Origin of the sequence: Shewanella sp. AC34-MNA-CIBAN-0136, from assembly GCF_040309945.1 — a bacterium.
Taxonomy (GTDB): Bacteria; Pseudomonadota; Gammaproteobacteria; order Enterobacterales; family Shewanellaceae; genus Shewanella.
The window spans coordinates 239,591-257,806 of sequence record NZ_JBEOPJ010000002.1; the positions used below are offsets into that span (position 1 = coordinate 239,591).

11 protein-coding genes are annotated in these 18,216 nt (G+C 42.4%); 3 read left to right on the forward strand and 8 right to left on the reverse strand.

The features are described from left to right. Nucleotides 1–95: 95 nt before the first annotated feature. Nucleotides 96–812 carry a two-component system response regulator ArcA gene (arcA, locus tag AAEY94_RS02745; protein ID WP_011636021.1) on the forward strand — a complete coding sequence of 239 codons (717 nt, stop codon included), beginning with the start codon at nt 96–98 and terminating at the stop codon, nt 810–812. An 89-nt stretch (nt 813–901) separates the two neighbouring features. Here arcA and AAEY94_RS02750 read toward each other — a convergent pair whose 3' ends face one another. Then, the gene (locus AAEY94_RS02750) at nt 902–3,199 is read right to left on the reverse strand and encodes a S9 family peptidase (protein WP_350977051.1); all 2,298 of its coding nucleotides are present in this window, start codon (nt 3,197–3,199) and stop codon (nt 902–904) included. Nucleotides 3,200–3,371: 172 nt separating this feature from the next. Between AAEY94_RS02750 and AAEY94_RS02755 the strand changes: the two genes are divergently transcribed. Continuing rightward, nucleotides 3,372–4,364, forward strand: coding sequence for a class 1 fructose-bisphosphatase (locus tag AAEY94_RS02755; RefSeq protein ID WP_101086206.1), 993 nt, complete (start codon nt 3,372–3,374; stop codon nt 4,362–4,364). Nucleotides 4,365–4,570: 206 nt separating this feature from the next. After that, entirely contained in the window at nt 4,571–5,782 is a 1,212-nt protein-coding gene (locus tag AAEY94_RS02760; protein WP_192115410.1) for a hypothetical protein, read from the forward strand. Nucleotides 5,783–5,986: 204 nt separating this feature from the next. On the opposite strand, the gene AAEY94_RS02765 is transcribed toward AAEY94_RS02760, so the two are convergent. The 7 genes from AAEY94_RS02765 to ahpF form a co-directional block, all read right to left on the reverse strand. After that, a complete protein-coding gene (locus AAEY94_RS02765) occupies nt 5,987–7,246 on the reverse strand; it encodes a dicarboxylate/amino acid:cation symporter (protein ID WP_101086208.1) in 1,260 nt (419 codons plus the stop codon). Between the two features lie 389 nt (nt 7,247–7,635). After that, entirely contained in the window at nt 7,636–8,628 is a 993-nt protein-coding gene (locus AAEY94_RS02770) for a DUF7281 domain-containing protein (protein WP_192115409.1), read from the reverse strand. Beyond that, on the reverse strand, nt 8,616–9,836 hold the full coding sequence (locus tag AAEY94_RS02775; protein WP_182743532.1) for a phosphoenolpyruvate carboxylase: 1,221 nt from the start codon (nt 9,834–9,836) through the stop codon (nt 8,616–8,618). The genes AAEY94_RS02770 and AAEY94_RS02775 overlap by 13 nt, the downstream gene beginning before the upstream one ends. Then, nucleotides 9,833–10,486: a condensin complex protein MksE gene (locus AAEY94_RS02780; protein WP_162022246.1), complete on the reverse strand. Its 654-nt coding sequence runs from the start codon at nt 10,484–10,486 to the stop codon at nt 9,833–9,835. The genes AAEY94_RS02775 and AAEY94_RS02780 overlap by 4 nt, the downstream gene beginning before the upstream one ends. Continuing rightward, nucleotides 10,486–14,205, reverse strand: coding sequence for an ATP-binding protein (locus AAEY94_RS02785; protein ID WP_350977059.1), 3,720 nt, complete (start codon nt 14,203–14,205; stop codon nt 10,486–10,488). The genes AAEY94_RS02780 and AAEY94_RS02785 overlap by 1 nt, the downstream gene beginning before the upstream one ends. 349 nt (nt 14,206–14,554) lie before the next feature. Continuing rightward, complete coding sequence (locus AAEY94_RS02790) at nt 14,555–16,156, reverse strand: methyl-accepting chemotaxis protein (RefSeq protein WP_242445111.1); 1,602 nt, start codon at nt 16,154–16,156, stop codon at nt 14,555–14,557. Between the two features lie 475 nt (nt 16,157–16,631). Next, a complete protein-coding gene (gene ahpF / locus AAEY94_RS02795; protein ID WP_350977063.1) occupies nt 16,632–18,197 on the reverse strand; it encodes an alkyl hydroperoxide reductase subunit F in 1,566 nt (521 codons plus the stop codon). Nucleotides 18,198–18,216: the final 19 nt, after the last annotated feature.

Sequence of the window (18,216 nt, forward strand, 5' to 3'; positions counted from 1 at the left end):
ATCTTAGCGCATTAGCTAAAGCGCTATTGCAATCTATTAGCACACAGTTCGCAAACAGTGGCTAGAATCGAATTTTATAAAATCAGGTAAATATCATGCAAAATCCGCACATTTTAATTGTTGAAGATGAAGCTGTAACTCGTAATACATTACGCAGTATTTTTGAAGCTGAAGGTTATGTTGTCACTGAAGCTAACGACGGCGCAGAAATGCATAAAGCCATGCAAGACAATAAGATTAATCTTGTTGTTATGGATATTAATTTACCAGGCAAAAACGGCTTATTATTAGCTCGTGAGCTACGTGAAATTAATAACATCGGTCTTATTTTCTTGACTGGCCGTGATAACGAAGTTGATAAGATTCTAGGTCTTGAAATTGGTGCAGATGATTACATCACTAAACCATTCAACCCTCGCGAATTAACGATCCGTGCTCGTAACCTATTAACTCGTGTTAATAATGCTGCCGCAGAAACTGAAGAAAAAGGTTCTGTTGAGTATTACCGTTTTAACGGTTGGAGCTTAGAAATCAATAGCCGTTCTTTGGTTAACCCACAAGGTGAAGCTTATAAGCTACCACGTAGCGAGTTCCGTGCGATGCTTCACTTTGTTGAAAACCCAGGTAAGATTTTAACTCGTGCTGACTTGTTGTTAAAAATGACTGGCCGTGAATTAAAGCCTCATGACCGCACCGTTGATGTGACAATACGTCGCATCCGTAAGCACTTTGAAAGCTTGCCTGATACGCCAGAAATCATCGCGACAATTCACGGTGAAGGCTATCGTTTTTGTGGTGACTTAGAAGCGTAATCTTTTAAGGTTAACCGCAATAAAAAACCAGGTGAATCACCTGGTTTTTTTATATCTGCTTTTTCGTTAATCCTTTAACACAATAGTGATTACTTCAGCTGTTGATCTAAAAATGCCGCTAATGATTTATATAAATGATTACGCACTTTCTCGCCACGCATTGAATGCTTAGACCCTGGGTAATCCATCATTTGGAATAACTTACCCTCATCTTGCAACGCTTTATATACTCTAGTGCTGTTTTCAAACAGAACGTTATCATCAGCCATACCGTGATACATCAATAAGCCCGATTGATAATTTTTGACATAAGGTAAAATGCTGCTGGCGTCGTAACCTTTTTTATTGGTTTGCGGGTTCCCCATATAACGCTCAGTATAATGAGTGTCGTACAAACGCCAATCCGTTACTGGCGCACCCGATATTGCCGCTTTAAAATAACCCGGCGCCTTAAACTGACTCATCAACGCCATATAACCACCATAACTGTGACCATAAATAGCAACATTGTCACCATCAATAAACGGCAAGCTACGTAAGTAATCAACGCCAACTTTTTGATCGTTTACTTCAGCATCACCCATGTTTTGATAAATGACATGTTCAAATTGCGTGCCTCGGTGCGCTGAGCCACGATTATCTAATTGAAATACCGCATAGCCTTGCTGCAGTAAATATTGAGTAAAATAATCTGCCTCGCTCCAGCTATTGACCACTAACTGAGCATGCGGCCCACCATATACGCGCACCACAACCGGATACTGTTTAGCGGCATCAAAAGGCACCGGTTTAAACAGTCTGTATTGTAATGCTTGACCATCTTCAGCTGTTAATTGACCAAAATCAGGCATTTGCCATAAACCAGCATAATCATAAAGCGGATGATTTTTATCAATGTTATTTTGCTCAACCCAAGCTAACTGCTTGCCAGAATCATTGTGTAAACTTATCTGCGGCGGCTGCTGTAAACTACTAAAGTAATCTAAATAAACGGGCTTTTTATCCGCAAATACAGCTTCATGCATACCCGATGCTTGGCTAATTCGCTCAATGGAATCCATGCCCTTATTAAGATTAACCCGGTACAAATGACGTTCAACAACACTGTCTTTACGACCGCTAAAATATACCCAACCCGTTGCTTCATCGACATACTCAAGCGCATCAACAGCCCAATCACCTTGGGTTAATTGCTTAAGTTGTTTGCCTTGTAAGTCAAATAAATACAGATGATTAAATCCATCACGCTCAGAGCCCCAAATAAAGGCCGCTTGTTGCTTTAGGAAGTGTAAATCATTGTTTAAATTTACCCATGCTTTGCTGCGCTCTTCAATCACCGTTTTAGCTTGTGTCGGCTGAGAGATTGCAGCAATGCGTAAATCCAGCGTTTGTTGATCGCGGCTTTGCCATTGGAACGACACATGCTGGCTGTCGGGTAGCCAATCTACGCGAGGTAAATACATGTCTTTTTGTTTGCCCAAATCAATCCAGCTAATAGTGCGATCTTTTAAGGTCACGACACCCAGTGCGATCTCAACATTGGCTTTACCTGCATAAGGGTAACGCTGCTCGGTTAATTTAATCCCCTCGGCGTAAATTTCATTACGAGTCACTAACTCCACACCGGATTCATCAATATGAGTAAAGGCAATTGCAGACTCATCGGGCGCCCACCAATAGCCTGTCATACGGTCCATTTCTTCTTGGGCAACAAACTCTGCCATGGCATTTTTAATTGGCCCTTTACCATCTGTGGTGAGTGCCGTTACTTTTTGGCTATCCAATGACAATACAAATAAGTTTTGATCGCGCACAAACGACACAAAGTGACCTTTTGGAGACAAACGCGCATCGGTTGCAAAACCGTCACCGGTTGCAAGCTCAGCCACCTTATTGCTGGCAACGTCATATAAATACAACTTACCCGCAGCAGGGATTAAAATATGTTGGCTGTCTTCAGACCAGAAATACTCCATGATCCCTTGGCCATAAATTCGTTGGCGCTCTCGGCGAGCTTTTTCTTCATCAGACAGTTCTCCTGCCTCTAATTGATCAGCATTAATCAGTACACTGCGCTTACCCGTAGCGATATCCATTTGCCATAAATCATACAAATGCTGATTATCAGCACGGCTTGATAAATAAGTTACACGTTTTCCGTTAGGCGATAAGGCCAACCCGCGTGGGCTAGAACCCGCTAAGGCTGGTGACGCATGAATACGTTCGATGGTCAGTGGTGTAGTGCTACCGTTGATCGCAGTCAGTGTTGCGGTGGTTGATGAGTTCATGATGCTGCCTTTAGCGGTTGCTGAAAAAACCGGGCTAGTAAAAAGGAGTGGCACGGCAGACACTGCCGCTAAAGCATGATGCTTCCATGTTATTGTCATTATTAATCCTTGGGGCAATTCAATCCGCCCACATTTTGCCTCAATTTACAGTAAAACCAAAACCCCAGATAACAATCGCTGAAATTAGCGCCATTGTGGGGTATGATTTGCACATAACTGATAAGAATTAACAACATCGACCTTAACCTCGCAAAATCTCATAGGAAAAATCATGCAGACTTTGGCACAAACCCTTAGCGCACAAGCCGTAAACGCGTCTTTAACACAACTACTATTAACCTTAGCTGACACCTCAAAAGCCATTAGTGGTGCGGTTCGTCACGGTGCATTAGCGGGTGTTTTGGGTGCAACAGAGCAAGAAAACATTCAAGGCGAAACCCAGAAAAAACTGGATGTGATCACCAATGACATGCTTAAAGATGCCCTTAAAACCGATGGCAATGTACGTGGTTTAGCGTCTGAAGAAGAAGATTATGTGGTTGAGGTGAACGCTAAAGGTGAATACTTAGTGTGTTTTGATCCACTCGATGGCTCATCAAATATCGATATCAACTCATTAGTGGGCACTATTTTTTCGGTATTACCAGCACCTACCGGAGAGTTAAACGAACAAAGCTTTTTACAAGCTGGCCGCAAACAAGTTGCTGCGGGTTATGTGTTGTATGGCCCATCAACCATGATGGCGCTAACCACTGGTCAAGGCACTCAGTTTTATACTCTTGCTCCAGACAGCCAAGAGTTTCTTCTGACCGACAATAACGTGCAAATAACCCCGGACACCGCCGAGTTTGCCATTAATATGTCAAACCAGCGTTTTTGGGAAGCACCAATGCAAACCTATATTGCCGATTTATTACTCGGAGAAATAGGACCTCGAGAGCAATCATTTAATATGCGTTGGATTGCTGCAATGGTAGGTGATGTGCATCGGGTATTGTGTCGTGGTGGGATTTTCTCTTACCCGACAGACAATAAAAACCCAGCCAAACCGTTTAAGTTACGCTTAATGTATGAAGCCAACCCAATGGCATTACTAGTTGAGCAAGCTGGCGGTAAAGCATCAACAGGTTATGAAACTATTTTGGACATTCAGCCAACCGAAATCCATCAGCGCGTTGCGGTAATTTTAGGTAGCGCAAACGAAGTTGATACTTGCTTGAGCTATCACGGTATTGATTACAGCGAAGAGCCATCAATTGATTAATTGATTATGCTGTAAAAAAACCGCCTTTTGGCGGTTTTTTCATTTATGCGCTGCAGTTGAGCTCATTGATGATCTAACTGACGCGAATAAACACAGTTAACCAAAATACAAATTTGAATCATTAGGCACCAGTAAAGAATCATTTCTTTACAATAACTTAAATACCCACTAAGTTATTTTCAGGATATTAATTAAGGACTATAACGATGCCGCCCGCCAAACCATCGAATAAAAAAAAATATATTGCGGCTATTTTACTCTTACTGCTTATTAGCATGAGTGCTTATGCTTATCTGATGTCCACTAAAGCCCCTGCAATAGAAATTGGCACTATTTTAGTACTTCCGGTGCAACTCGCGACAGACAACACAGACTCGCAATGGAATCGCTATGCCGCAATGGATGTGCTTATCCATCAGCTAAATGTCGGTGTTAGTTACCCATTACTGCAAACCGAAGATATTATAAATATCATCTCGCTTATCGCTAATGACCACTTGAGCAAAACTGTGGACATTCAGCAATTAATGGCCGTCTCTGGTGCAGGATTGGTGATTGAATCCAGTATTACCGGCGCCAATAATCAATATCAATTAGCGTTTACATTACATCAGCAGCATCATACAGAAGCAGGAGTCATTAACGCTTCAAGCATCGAGCAAGTATTATCAGCTGCAGCAAAGATGATTACTCAGCGGCTCAATCCACAACACAGCTTACAAAATAATTTACAACAGAATCAACAAGATAACAAGACAGAAACTCAATACCATTCACGTCTTAGTTCGCCCCTGTTGTTCAATGCAATGACACAACTACAACTTAGCGACATTAAAGCTGCTGAGCAGCACTTATCCAAGCTCATAAAATCCACACCCGATAACTTAGTTGCCATACGTCTGCTAGCCAGCAACCAATTGCAGCAACATCAATATCAACAGCTTAATACCACATTGATAGCAGCAATCGATCTAGCTACACATCAGCAAGATGAGCGAGAGCTAGCCAGACTAAGATTGTTATTAGCGCAAAGCTATACCGAAACCGACAGGATAGAACAAGCATTAGGTGTACTTACCATTGCCAAAACCAATGCTGCTAAAGTGAAAGACTGGCTAACATTGGGTTATATTTCACAGCTTGCCGGCATGATAAACCAGCGCATAAGTCGCAATGATGAAGCCAGAGAGCAGTTTAAAAAAGCCATTGAATATCATCAAATGATGAACTATCCCATCGGGCAAACACAGGCGCTGAATGAATTGGCTGAACTTGAGGTGATTGAGTTTAACTACCCACAAGCTTATCGCTATATTAATCGCTCTTATGAACAGGTCGCTCATCGCGGTTTAGATGATTTAGAAAAAACGACTTTCAAGCTGATGACTAAGATAGAAAATAAAATGCAGCATAGATAGCATCTACTATATTCGACACAACAGGTTCGTCAATTTAAAGCCTTAAGCATATGACCTTAAACATAAGGCCTTAGATCTTAGGCATAAGACCTTAGACATAAGATCTTAGACAGAAGGCCTTAAACATGAGGCCTTAAAAAAAACACCTTAGACATAAAAATGGCCTGCTATGCAGGCCATTTTATTCATACTGCTAAACGGATCTTACACTTCCTCAGCGGTAGTTTTTGCAGCCTCAAGCTGATGCGCTTGTTCAGTTTGATCAACAATGGTTAATACCGCAGTATCACCGACCACATTACATGAGGTTAACACCATATCAATAATACGGTCTAATGCAGCAACAATCACAAATGCTTCTGCTGGTAAGCCTAATTGGTAAATCAATACCCCAATCATCACCATTCCACCACCAGGAACACCACCAGCACCCACCGACAGTAAAAATACGCTAAACAATAACGATGGAATTTGATCATTACTGATTGGCATACCAAAGGCGTTCGCAACGAAGAAAATCGCAATAGTAATATAAATCGACACCCCGCCCATGTTCATGGTTGCACCCAGTGGCACACCAAAACCAGCCACCGCTTTGCTCACACCTAGCTTGTCAGTAAGGGTACGCATGGTTACCGGAATAGTGGCGTTTGAGCTAGCGGTAGACAATGAAAAGAGAATTTGTTCTTGAGTTTTTTCTCTGAAAGTCTTCGCTGAAATAGGAGTGAACAGGCTGACCGAATATGGATATACGATAAAAATCCAAATCAATAGCAGAGCCAAAATAAGCACTAAATATTCAACAACACTGACAAAAATTTCAGGTTCTAAGGTTGCGCCTAATTTAAACATTAAGGCGAATACACCGTATGGCGCTAAACTCATTACCACTGAAATTAAGCGCATCATGATTTTATTGGCGGTTTGAAATCCTTTAACTGCTCCCTCAACCGATTGCCCCATTGATTTAATGACACCGCCCATTAATAGCGCCATAAAAATCACTTGCAACATATTGCCAGAGGTAAAAGCTGAAAACGGATTGTTTGGTACTATACTCACAATTAACGACATTAAATCAGGCAGTTCTGTCGCGGTAATATCCAGTGAACCGTTGCTCGACATATCCACGCCTTTACCGGGCTCAAATATCATTGCGACGGTAAAAGCAGCTAAAATCGCGACCATGGTATTAATGATATAAAACCCAAAGGTTTTACCCCCTAAACGACCAAAGCTTTTTAAATCTTGTAACTCACACACACCACACACAATACTCACAAACACCAGTGGAACTACTAGCATCATAATCATATTGACGAACATGGTGCCAATACCACTTGCTAGGCTAACTAACGTGCCACCAAAAAAAGCATTATCGGCCAGTAAAAACTGCACCATGCTACCAAGCAGAACCCCAAAAAATAGACCGATAAAGATCCGTGCTGAAAGTGATTTTGTCATCTATAAATTTCCCTTCGAAATGGCAACTTCTGTTGCTAATTATTGTTATACCAATCCTGGTGCTTATTCTTTTCGAGCGCTGAAATACTGAGACATTGCGCAATATATTTCAATCACCTTATGAACAAAAGTGATGACTTAATCGTCGCTTAACAAGCATGCAATATAAAAGCTAAAAATAACAATAGATTATAGACTTAGTTAATCACTAACGATGGTATAACCAGTAATAGATTTAGGACGGAAACGGCTAAAATCTGTGCGTATAGCGATAAAAATCAAGCAGACAGCGAGAGTAACAATCAATTTGAAGGTTTTACTTGGCGGTTAAGTGAGCTCAACTCGGTTTAATAAATCGGCGTAGTATTTTTTTATTATGAAGAGTGGTTTTATTCTGAACAGTGGATATTAAGCAACGTCAGTGACATCGATTTAGCTAACATGTGCTGCTGTTTAATGCTCACGCAATGTTGTCCGAGCCATTGCACTAACGCTAACCATTGCGGATTATATATTACTGATGAAGCGGAAAATTGAGAATCTGATTTATCGCCAGAATGTGCATCTCGATACAAATTATTAAGATAAGCCCATTGCTTGTGTTGTTTATGAAAATCATCCGTGGAATTTATCTGGGCTAACGCTAATAACTTATCTGGCGACGCTAGTGCAAGTTGCGGCACTATTATGCTGCAGCAAGACTCAAGGGTATTGGCAATCATTAACCCTGCTGGATCAAGGTCAGTAAAGCCAATGACATTGATATTGAGTGATTCAAGTAAGTGTAAAAAACGCTTTCGGCCTGCTGGCGAATAGTCATGGCTACCTCGATACAACACCATGCAGTTATTGATGAAGGCCTGTAACTCTGAGGTAAATAAGTTGGCAAAAAAGTGATCAAAACTGTCGAGATTTTCGACCACGATGAGGTTCGTTAGATTGAGTCGCTGACAAAGCGCGATTGCACTGTCGACCTTTAACCGCAGTGAACAATTATGTACAGATAATAAATCGGCAACTGAACCTGACGCTAAATCAGTCTCTAGGCTTTGAGATAAACTAGGTGCCAGCTTAATTAATACATAGTCAGCTTCAGGGCTGATATTAGCGTATTTCTCATTAGCACTGAGTTGTGACATCTGCTGGCGGGGCACATCAAAATCAAGGGCCAGAATATCTAAACCCGAATCAATTTGGGCCATGTTACGCAGTAAAACATAATCGTTGGCGGTCAAATACAGGTATTTGTCAGTACCATCGGTCTCACCTATTTGCCACAATTGATACAATTTTTTCCAATCGGCAGTGAACTTCACCCGCGGCAAGCGCTGCTTTGCCGCGTGTTCCATTAGCTGTAACTGTCTTTTGCTTAGGCTAGCCATAACTCAACATCGTTAATGATAAAGTTACCGCTATAAACCGGATCGGGTTTTCCTATGGGTTCAAGCTCAAAATAATTTTTATGTTCATCGGCTAGGCCTTCATAACCGCCAATGACTTGATAAAGCCAACTTTCAGCATCCCATGTTAATTGCTTCTCTTGCAAATAGCTTAATGCCGATTGACGTAAACCGGAATCAATCACTTCACAAAAATATTCATCCACGGCTATTTTAAGGGGGTTTTCAGGGATATCAAAATCCTCACTGTCACCCATTTCAAAGGTCACATTATGCTCACGCAATGCCGCTGGTAATGAGTCGCGACTAATGGCTTTAACTTGTGCCACTAACCCCATCAGTTCTAGTTCGTGATGAGGGTTAGACACATCAACACTTGCAGGGGCTATCAGCGCCTCAGCACAATTAAATAATACCGGTACTGCTTTATGCACTACATGGTTTTCAGGTTGATAATCAGGATGCATGCTGGTGTGCAGTAACCAACCTTTTAGTAATCGGGTGCGCCCTTGTATTTGCCTAAATCGCCCAAGTAACTCATACAATCTCGCTTGGACAATACTCAACTCTTGGGTACATTGACTTAAGGTTTCTTGCAAACTGGTCATCAACAAACGGCGCAGTTCACGAATATCGCCAGCAATTTCACCTAACTCGCTAAATTGAAACATTTCTAAGCCGTTTAGTAGCTCTGACACCTGGCTTTGGGCTAACTCGTTTTCGCGAATTTTGGCACTTATAGTCCCAACATAACCAAATTCGTTGTTAATTCGGCTCCATAACACCCGAATTGAATAACGTAAACTGTCGGTAAAGCTATACACATGTTCATTTAAATCGGCTAAATAGGCTTCTGCAGCACTAAAATCCACATCACGGCGCGCCTCTTTATAATGATCGGCTAAGGTTTTTATTGTGGCTAGCGCGGAGCCGACGTTGGCATCAATCTGTCGATTACGTTCGTCGCTTAATGCTTCTTCCAATAATGCCCGCACCGAACGCTTTAAGCGCAGTTCTTGATCCGGTTCTGGTCGCCATAAAATGCCACTTTTTTTCAGCTTTTCGATAACGCCAGCATCATGAGCAGTGTCGTTAACCGATCCTGCCAAATATGCATCCATGACAACATCGGCATGACGCCCAAGTTGTTTGAGCAGCTTTACCCCGGCTTGGTGTAAGTTACTGCTCATATCAAGTCCCTTTGGGTCGCGGTTTCTGCCTGAGCCTCAAGACTTAAGCCTTCGGTCTCATCAATAAAGCGGATAACTTCGTATAGATAATCTAACTTACCCGTGGCGATATAAATCTGTTTCTCACTATTGGGTTTGGTTAAATAACCCAGTTCCACTAAGCGCTTAAACACCAACTTAATTTGGCCGTCAACGTTAGTACTGCTTGAACCGAATAATCGGTAATGGCTCAACTTAGTGAGTTGCTCTCTAAAAGCTGGCGTGTCTTCAATACGCGCTTGTAAATCGGTTAAGCGGATCGGCGCGCCTTCGCTCAGCGGTGCATCTTGGCCACTGGCTTCTTGCACTAATACCAGCCACTCCACTAATGGAATAAGGCCTGAGCAAATATCTTTAAATTGCGATGAAATAACTTTGCGCTCAACTTCGCCGAGCTGCAAATAACCACAAAAAAAGACTTCACCCTCACCAGCACTGGCAATGGTGCGATTAATTTGGTTAAGGTAGGTTTCAACTCTGTCGCGAGTGCTGTTGTTTTTTAATGCCCGCCAACCGTCTTCATTGGTCACTCGGCAAATAAACTCACCACGCAACAATTGCTCTATTAATGCGCCAGTACCTACTAAGATAGTTTCAGTCGATTCAGACATTAGATGTGCTCCTTAGCAGTTTCAGCGCGAGTCATTTCCGCCGTAGGCATTTCGGTTTTAGTGTTACGTTGCGATAAACGGGCCGCTAACGGATTGGCTTTAGGTTTAACGACCTGCAGCTTTTTAGTTTGCTTATTAATGATGTAACGGTTAGCAAATAGACTTAGCACTTCAGATTCAGGATTTGGGAAAGCCCCTAATACACTGATATTGTTGTTCTCACAGGCATCGAAGATTTTCTTCACGTTAGTGTGATGTAGCGTACCTAACTCATCAATTGGCCAATGGATCGTGACATTGGCTTTGCCGCGCAATAAACGGGTGAAGGCCAATAAGAACTTACATAAAATAAGGTACGCCATACCATGACTTGAAGACTCGTTTAACTGACGGTCGGTACGAATAATTAAGTCGCTGTTACCCTCTTTTAAACGCAGTTCTATTTCTAACAGTTTCGCAATACCGCCGGTTAATGCTGCGCGGCCAATAATGTCTAATGCTCGGCGCATTGAGTTAGTGTAATGCTCGTCCGGTAGTTGGCTGAAACCATCTGCTTTCCACGCTTTAAAGGCTTTAACAAACACTTCAAGTTCAGGCCAAAACTCAAGTTCGCTAATACGTGAACGAATTCGCACTGCCGACTCTGATACTCCTTCGAGGAATAGCTCTTCACCCACTTCACGGGTAATACGCGCGCTTTGGCTGGCAATACGGCGGTCAATATCGGTTAATACATCATAGAATGCGGTTAAGTCGATACCAAAAATACGCCCTTGTTCGCGAATCGCCATTAACGATTGCGGCACCATCACATTGAGTAACTGCTCAAGCTGTGGGACTAACTTGCGATAGTCGAGAAGGCGAATACCTTTGTCGTTCACAAAGCTCGACTCATCACGGGCCCGCTCCCAAAATTCGGCCAAACTTGAACCAGATTTACTGGCAATGACCGAGTCAAAGTGTTCAACATATTGTTTAACAGAACCCATTAAGTAGTCACGCTTTAGCAATAAATCTTCGCCTTGGCGCAAACGCTCGCCAATGCTGCCCATCGCTTCATCGTTATTAGCTGGCAATTTGAGCTCAGCTAACTTGCGCATCACGGCGCGCAGCTTTGTGAGGTTTTCAGACGCCTCTACTTGGGCTGCATCACAGGCTTTACGTTCGGTTTCTAAGCTGTCTCTTCGGTGTTTTATTTCTGCCGTTTTCGCTTTTAGCAGTTGCTCCAATTCCAGCGTAGCGCGCTTAACATCAGTTAATTGCGTTTGCACTTTAGGCTTTCGAACAAGCCAGGTATGTTGATACCAATCATCAAAACGCAGCACTTCACTGCGGCGTTGTTCAGCATTACTGATGCAGGCTTCAAGATCGCGGATCTGTTTTTTAAGCGCCAAGATGGTGCCTTCATCAACACCACGCGACTTAAGCTCATTTTTGTACCAGGTTTCACCTGCTTTTTGCTCAGTTTTAGCATTTGCACGGCGTTGTTCGATATTGGCTTTAATCTGACCTAATTGATTATCAATGGCGCCAACCACTTCTTGCCAATAGGCATTTTTTTCCATGCGTGCTTCAAGCGCCTGCTCTTTTTGCTCGCTTAACCAACCAAGGTGCTGATTGCTAAGCAGCTTAAGTTCATTATCAAGTTGTACTAATCGCTTGCTCGAATCGGCTTTACGATCTGCCACAGCTTGATTGATTTTTTGTTGTTCGTTACGCTTCTCGTCAAACAGACGGCGTAAATCTTCACGGCTATTTTTGTACGCTGTACGGGCAAAGGTCAGTTCGCGGGTGATGCTATCGAGCGCCGTATTCATAGCAACCAGTTGATCTTCCGCTTCGGCATGCATTTCTTGCGCACTTTTTAGTGCTTCTTCTGCTTTAGCTAAACGAATACGTAAATCTTGCTCTGTGGCAGCATACTCTGGAACATCAATGGCTTTAAGATCGAGGTTAACCCCAAATAATGCTTCACTGCTGTCTTTGGTTAGGCTTGGGTGTAGATCGCTGCGATGCAATAACTCTGGCGCGATAACTTTACCAAAGGTGTGCTCCCAACCGTGGGCTTCTTTACGCAAAAACTCCAACAAGGTATGCGACTGTGGGAACAACATATGGTGCAGTTCTTCTTTGGCATTTTCTCGGTCACTAACGCGAATACTGGATATACGCAGCGTTTCGTTAGCTTGGTCGCGCTTAGCCCGTTGTTTACGCTCTTCTGTGGTTAAACGATCGACCTTTTGATTACAGGTTTCTTGCTCTTCATCAGCTAGGCTTATGCGTTCATCGAAAATCGCTAAACGCATTTTTTCATCTTCGGTGTAAGTCACACCATCAACTTGATGCTTAAGCTCGGCAGCGGTTAATTTAAGTTGATATTCTTGTTCGCTAAATTTAGCTTTACCAGCATCAGTTTGTTCACGCCATTGCAGCTCTAGTTTAGCAAGATCGTCATTGGCAAGCTCACGTTGCTTATCACGCGCTTCACGTTGGGTGTCTTGCTCAAGATGTAGCGTTTCAAGTTCGCGATGTAATTGCTCAGCAATTTTACTACGGCGGGCATTAAAGGCGGCTTCAATATCTTGGTGTTTTTCGGTTTGTAATTTATGACGCTCGTTAAGGTTTTCAACATCACTGCGCCAATTAGGCAAATTATCTAAATCAGCTTTGGCTTGTTCAATGTCGGCATCTAAAAAAGCAGCATGCTGGTCTTCAATGGCATTGAGTTCATCTTCAAATTTGCCAGCGTCACCTTTAGCGGCAGATAATTCCTGGTTTAACTCATCACGAACATCTTTCCACTCATCATCTAATAAACGCAACTTAAGGTTTAGTTCTTTACCATGAGTTTGGTTACGATCTTGGCGCTCAGCTTCTAAGGTTTCGTCAGCGCGATAACCGCGCGATAAACTGGCTAAGCGTAACTCTGCGCTTAATAGCTGATTAAATTCTTGTTCGAGCTTTTCGTATTCGGGGCGGATTTGTTCAAAACCTTGCACCAGCTGACTTTCACGGATCCACGTTTCTACTCGTTGTGGATTCAGTCTAGACGTCGGTGGGTTTACCCCATCTTCTTCTAAAATGGCTGCGATCATTGATTTAACCGTTTCCATTTTGCCCTCTTTCGAGTGCACGGCTTTAGCGAGTTTTTCGATATGACGCAAGCTATGTTCGCCGTCACACAACGAGAACTGACGCGCGTAAGTCCGCAGCTCATTGCGGTTACTGCCGGTATTTAATAAGCTACGATCGTTCTGGATGATCGCTCGAAACTCGCGAGTGTTTAACAAGTTTGTATGGGCTACGCCATCACGTTTTACTTCACGGCCCAACTCTGCCATTGAATGACAAATGATGGTGTCGCCATTACGCGACTTAATATAATGCTCTAACTCAAAAGCACGGCCAATAAAGCGGTAATTTACCCCTTTACCGTCACCCGCTGATGCTAAAACCGCTTGATAAAGTAAACCATCATCTTTTTGATATTCATAGATAATGTAGCTTGAGTCATGGGGTAAATACCAACGTTCGAAACTGTCACGCGTTGACGGCACCACACGGCTAGGGTACTCGCCATAAAATACCGGCACTAACCGTTGTAAGGTTGTTTTACCAGAGGCATTGGTACCACAAATATTAGTGTGACCATTTAATAACAGTTCGACCACACCGGGTAGGTGGGTATTAATTAACACGATTCTAATCAAGCTTGGCATGATAATCCTTTTCCAAACAGCTCACATTGCAGTGACAAAGAAGCAAAATACGGATGAAAAAATAACGTCTATTTATTCAATTTAAATAAAGTAAAACAAACGCAGGCTGGAGGCAATTTTCCCCCACAAAAATTGGCTTTATAATACGCTAAATAATTCAAAAATGGCGGCTAACAATGCAGCAAACAGCCAGAAACTGTTTATGTGCAACATATGTCGTCAGGCAGAGAGGATAAACACTGCGGAGCAGAAGGCTTTTTGGTGCTGGATAAAATAAAAAACGCACAGATTTCTCTGTGCGTTTTTTTATCGTGTACCACTCACATTTGGATCTGAATTGTCAGCAATATTACAATTTAAACTGTGAGGTCGCGTGGTTAAGCTCATTAGCAAAACCGTCTAACCCTTCTGAAATGCCCTGCACTTCGGCAAGAATCCCCAGTGTTTGTTCAAATGATGCATTCATTTCAATCACATTATTCGCCACATGTGCAGCTACCAAAGATTGTTGTTCAGTCGCTGAAGCAATATGAGTATTCATACTATTAATACTGACAATTTTAGATTGAATTGAGCTTAATACTTCACCGGTGTCTTTAGCATAACGCTCGTTTTCTGATGACTTAGTAATCGCCACATCCATGGTGCTCACCGATGATTCAGCTGCGATTTTAAGCTTTTCTAATACGCCACGGATTTCTTTAGTCGCGTCTGCCGTTTTAGACGCCAGTGCGCGAACTTCATCAGCAACAACAGCAAAACCACGTCCATGCTCACCCGCTCTAGCGGCTTCAATGGCCGCATTTAACGCCAATAAGTTTGTTTGATCTGCAATAGAGGTAATCACGTTCAAAATTGAGCCGACACTTTCGGTGTCTTTAGCTAACTCATGAATTGAGTTCGATGCCAACTCAATACCTGAGTTGAGTTCTTGAGAAATTCTCACTGTACGTTGTACTACAGCTAAGCCCTCTGTCGCTTCTCGCTCAGCAACTTGTGCCGCTTCTGCCGCTTGCTGGGCACTGTGTGAAATGTCATTCACCGAGTGGCGCATTTCTTCCATCGACATATGCACGGCTTTAGCATCGTGGCTTTGTTGCTTGGTTGCCTTAGTCGCAACAGCCATACGTTCTTTTAACGATGACGCACTGTCTAATAATGGACTGGTAACACTGACGACTTGTTGTATAGAGTCCGCCAATAAACGTAAAAAACGGTTAAAATTGCTTGATACTTGTCCTAGTTCATCAGTACCTGCAACCGTCAATTGATGACGCAAGTTACCTTTACCATCTGCTAACTCACCCAATGAACTTGCCACATCACCAGCAGAACCACTGATGGAACGAGCAATCGAAATAGTAGCAAGCGCCATAAACACCAATAATGCGATACCGATGCTAAATGAAAGATATAAACTTTGCTCTGAACGGTCGCCAGCCTCTTTAATGGTAGAGCTAAACTCATCCACTTTGTCGGCTTTATAAACAGTAATTCCGTTGGTCAGTTTATCGAAAATCTTAGCTTTTTTCTGACTGATTTGGCCCACATCTGCCATATCGATCGTGCCATCAAGCATGCCTCTTGCCAATGACAGTGTCATGGTATTGTATTCATTGAGGCTGTTAGATAATTGCGATAAAGCGGCAGTCTCTTGCTGATCGGTAGTTGATAAGTCGGTTAAATTCTCGTTAAGTGAAACAAACGTTTTATTGGCGTTTTCGAGCAAATCTTCATCTGCAAACGATACCGCTTGGGTATATAACTCATCTAAGCGTTGTACATAAATGACGTTTTGGTTTGCAAGTTCAACCCGGTTTGCCACCTTGGTTTCCATGAAAGACAAGGTGTCGCGATTTTTATTAATCGCAACGGTGCTAATACCAAGGTTAACGGCAAAAATAATAACCGATAAAACAAAAATCAATCCAACCTTTTTGAAGATTGACATGTTACTAAACCAATTCATATTCCGCCCCCAAGCGATAATCAAATGAAGATAAAACAAATGTAGAGCTTATCAATACAACTACAGAGATATTGCTATTGAGAACCGTGATACCGAATCTCAATCCTTGAGGCTATTATTGTGTTGCGACGGATACCGTTTAACATCAACCCTTAGTCAATTCACTACAGCTGATAGTATTTTATTGTTATAAAAATACTATCTAACGAGATAAAGCTCATGTGTAAATGACTATCTATTTTTATATTTACGTAAAGGTGTACGTAAAGGCTATCGACCTAAGTTCAATATACTTGAAAATTTTCTAATATATCAATTTCTTTATCCGTTATTGATAAACAACCAATCCATACAATGTAAGGTTGTAAATGAAAATACAAAAAAATAGCCTGCAAAATGCAGGCTATTTTTATTCGGTGGTTGATATAAAACCACGTATAACAAATCTTACAATCTGCTATGCAGCTTTTACATCCTCTTCTTCTGAATGTCTGATGAGATAATCAAATGCACCCAGTGATGCTGTTGCGCCGCTGCCCATAGCAATAATGATTTGCTTAAACGGGGTATTGGTTACATCACCTGCGGCGAATACACCAGGGATAGATGTTTGGCCACGCTCATCGACTATAATTTCGCCGCGAGGGGTCATCTCAACCACACCTTTTAGCCATTCAGTATTAGGAACTAAACCAATTTGAACAAAGATACCGGCTAAGACAACGGTATTACTTTCACCAGTCGCACGATCAGTGTAGATCAAACTGGTTACACGGGTACCATCACCTTTGACTTCAGTGGTCATCGCTTGGGTAATAATGGTGATGTTACCCATTGATTTAGCTTTGCGCTGTAGCACTTCATCGGCACGTAACTTACTGTCAAACTCAAGTACGGTGACGTGTTCAACGATGTTAGCAAGGTCGATAGCCGCTTCAATACCAGAGTTACCGCCACCAATAACCGCAACACGCTTACCTTTAAATAATGGGCCGTCACAGTGTGGGCAATACGCTACGCCTTTATTACGGTACTCTTGTTCACCAGGAACGTTCATTTCTCTCCAACGTGCACCAGTTGCCAAAATTATCGTTTTACTGCGCAGCGTTGCGCCACTTTCTAAGGTCACATCAAGCAGGCCATTTTTAGCTAAACTCAACGCTCGTTGGTTTTGCATAATGTCGACTTCATAATCCTTAACGTGGGCTTCAAGGTTAGCAACTAGTTTAGGGCCTTCGGTTTTAGACACTGAAATAAAGTTCTCAATACCTACGGTTTCGGCAACTTGGCCGCCAAATTTCTCCGCTACGATACCGGTGTTTAACCCTTTACGAGCAGAATAAATTGCCGCTGCAGCACCTGCTGGGCCGCCACCAATCACTAACATATCAAAAACTGATTTTTGGTTTAACTGCTCAGCTTGTCTGCCTGCAGCATTTTTATCTAACTTATTCAGTACTTCAACAACGCTAATAGCACCTACAGAGAAGGCTTCGCCGTTTAAAAATACTGATGGAACTGACATGATATTGCGATCGCTCACTTCCTGTTGGAAAAGCGCACCGTCAATCATCACGTTAGTAATATTTGGGTTAATTGCCGCCATCATATTCAGTGCTTGGATCACTTCAGGACAGGTTTGGCAACTTAACGAAATATAGGTTTCAAAATGGAATTCACCAGGCAATTGGCGGATTTGTTCAATGATGTCCGCATCCAACTTAATCGGATGTCCGCCGCTGTGTAATAGCGCTAACACCAGTGAGGTAAATTCATGACCCATTGGCAATCCAGCAAAGGTAATGTTGGTTGCAGCTTGTGGGTTGATCACACTCATACTTGGTGTACGCTGACCTTGTTGATATGTGACTGAAACTAAGTCTGATGAGTCAATAATGTCTTGGGCTAGGCTGGTTAATTCTTTGCCTTTGTTTGAGTCATCTGCAGATACGACAAGTTCAACTGGGCGCTTGAGGTTTTGCAGATAGGTTTTCAGTTGATTTTTTACATTCGCATCTAACATAACAACTCCTAAAAAATGG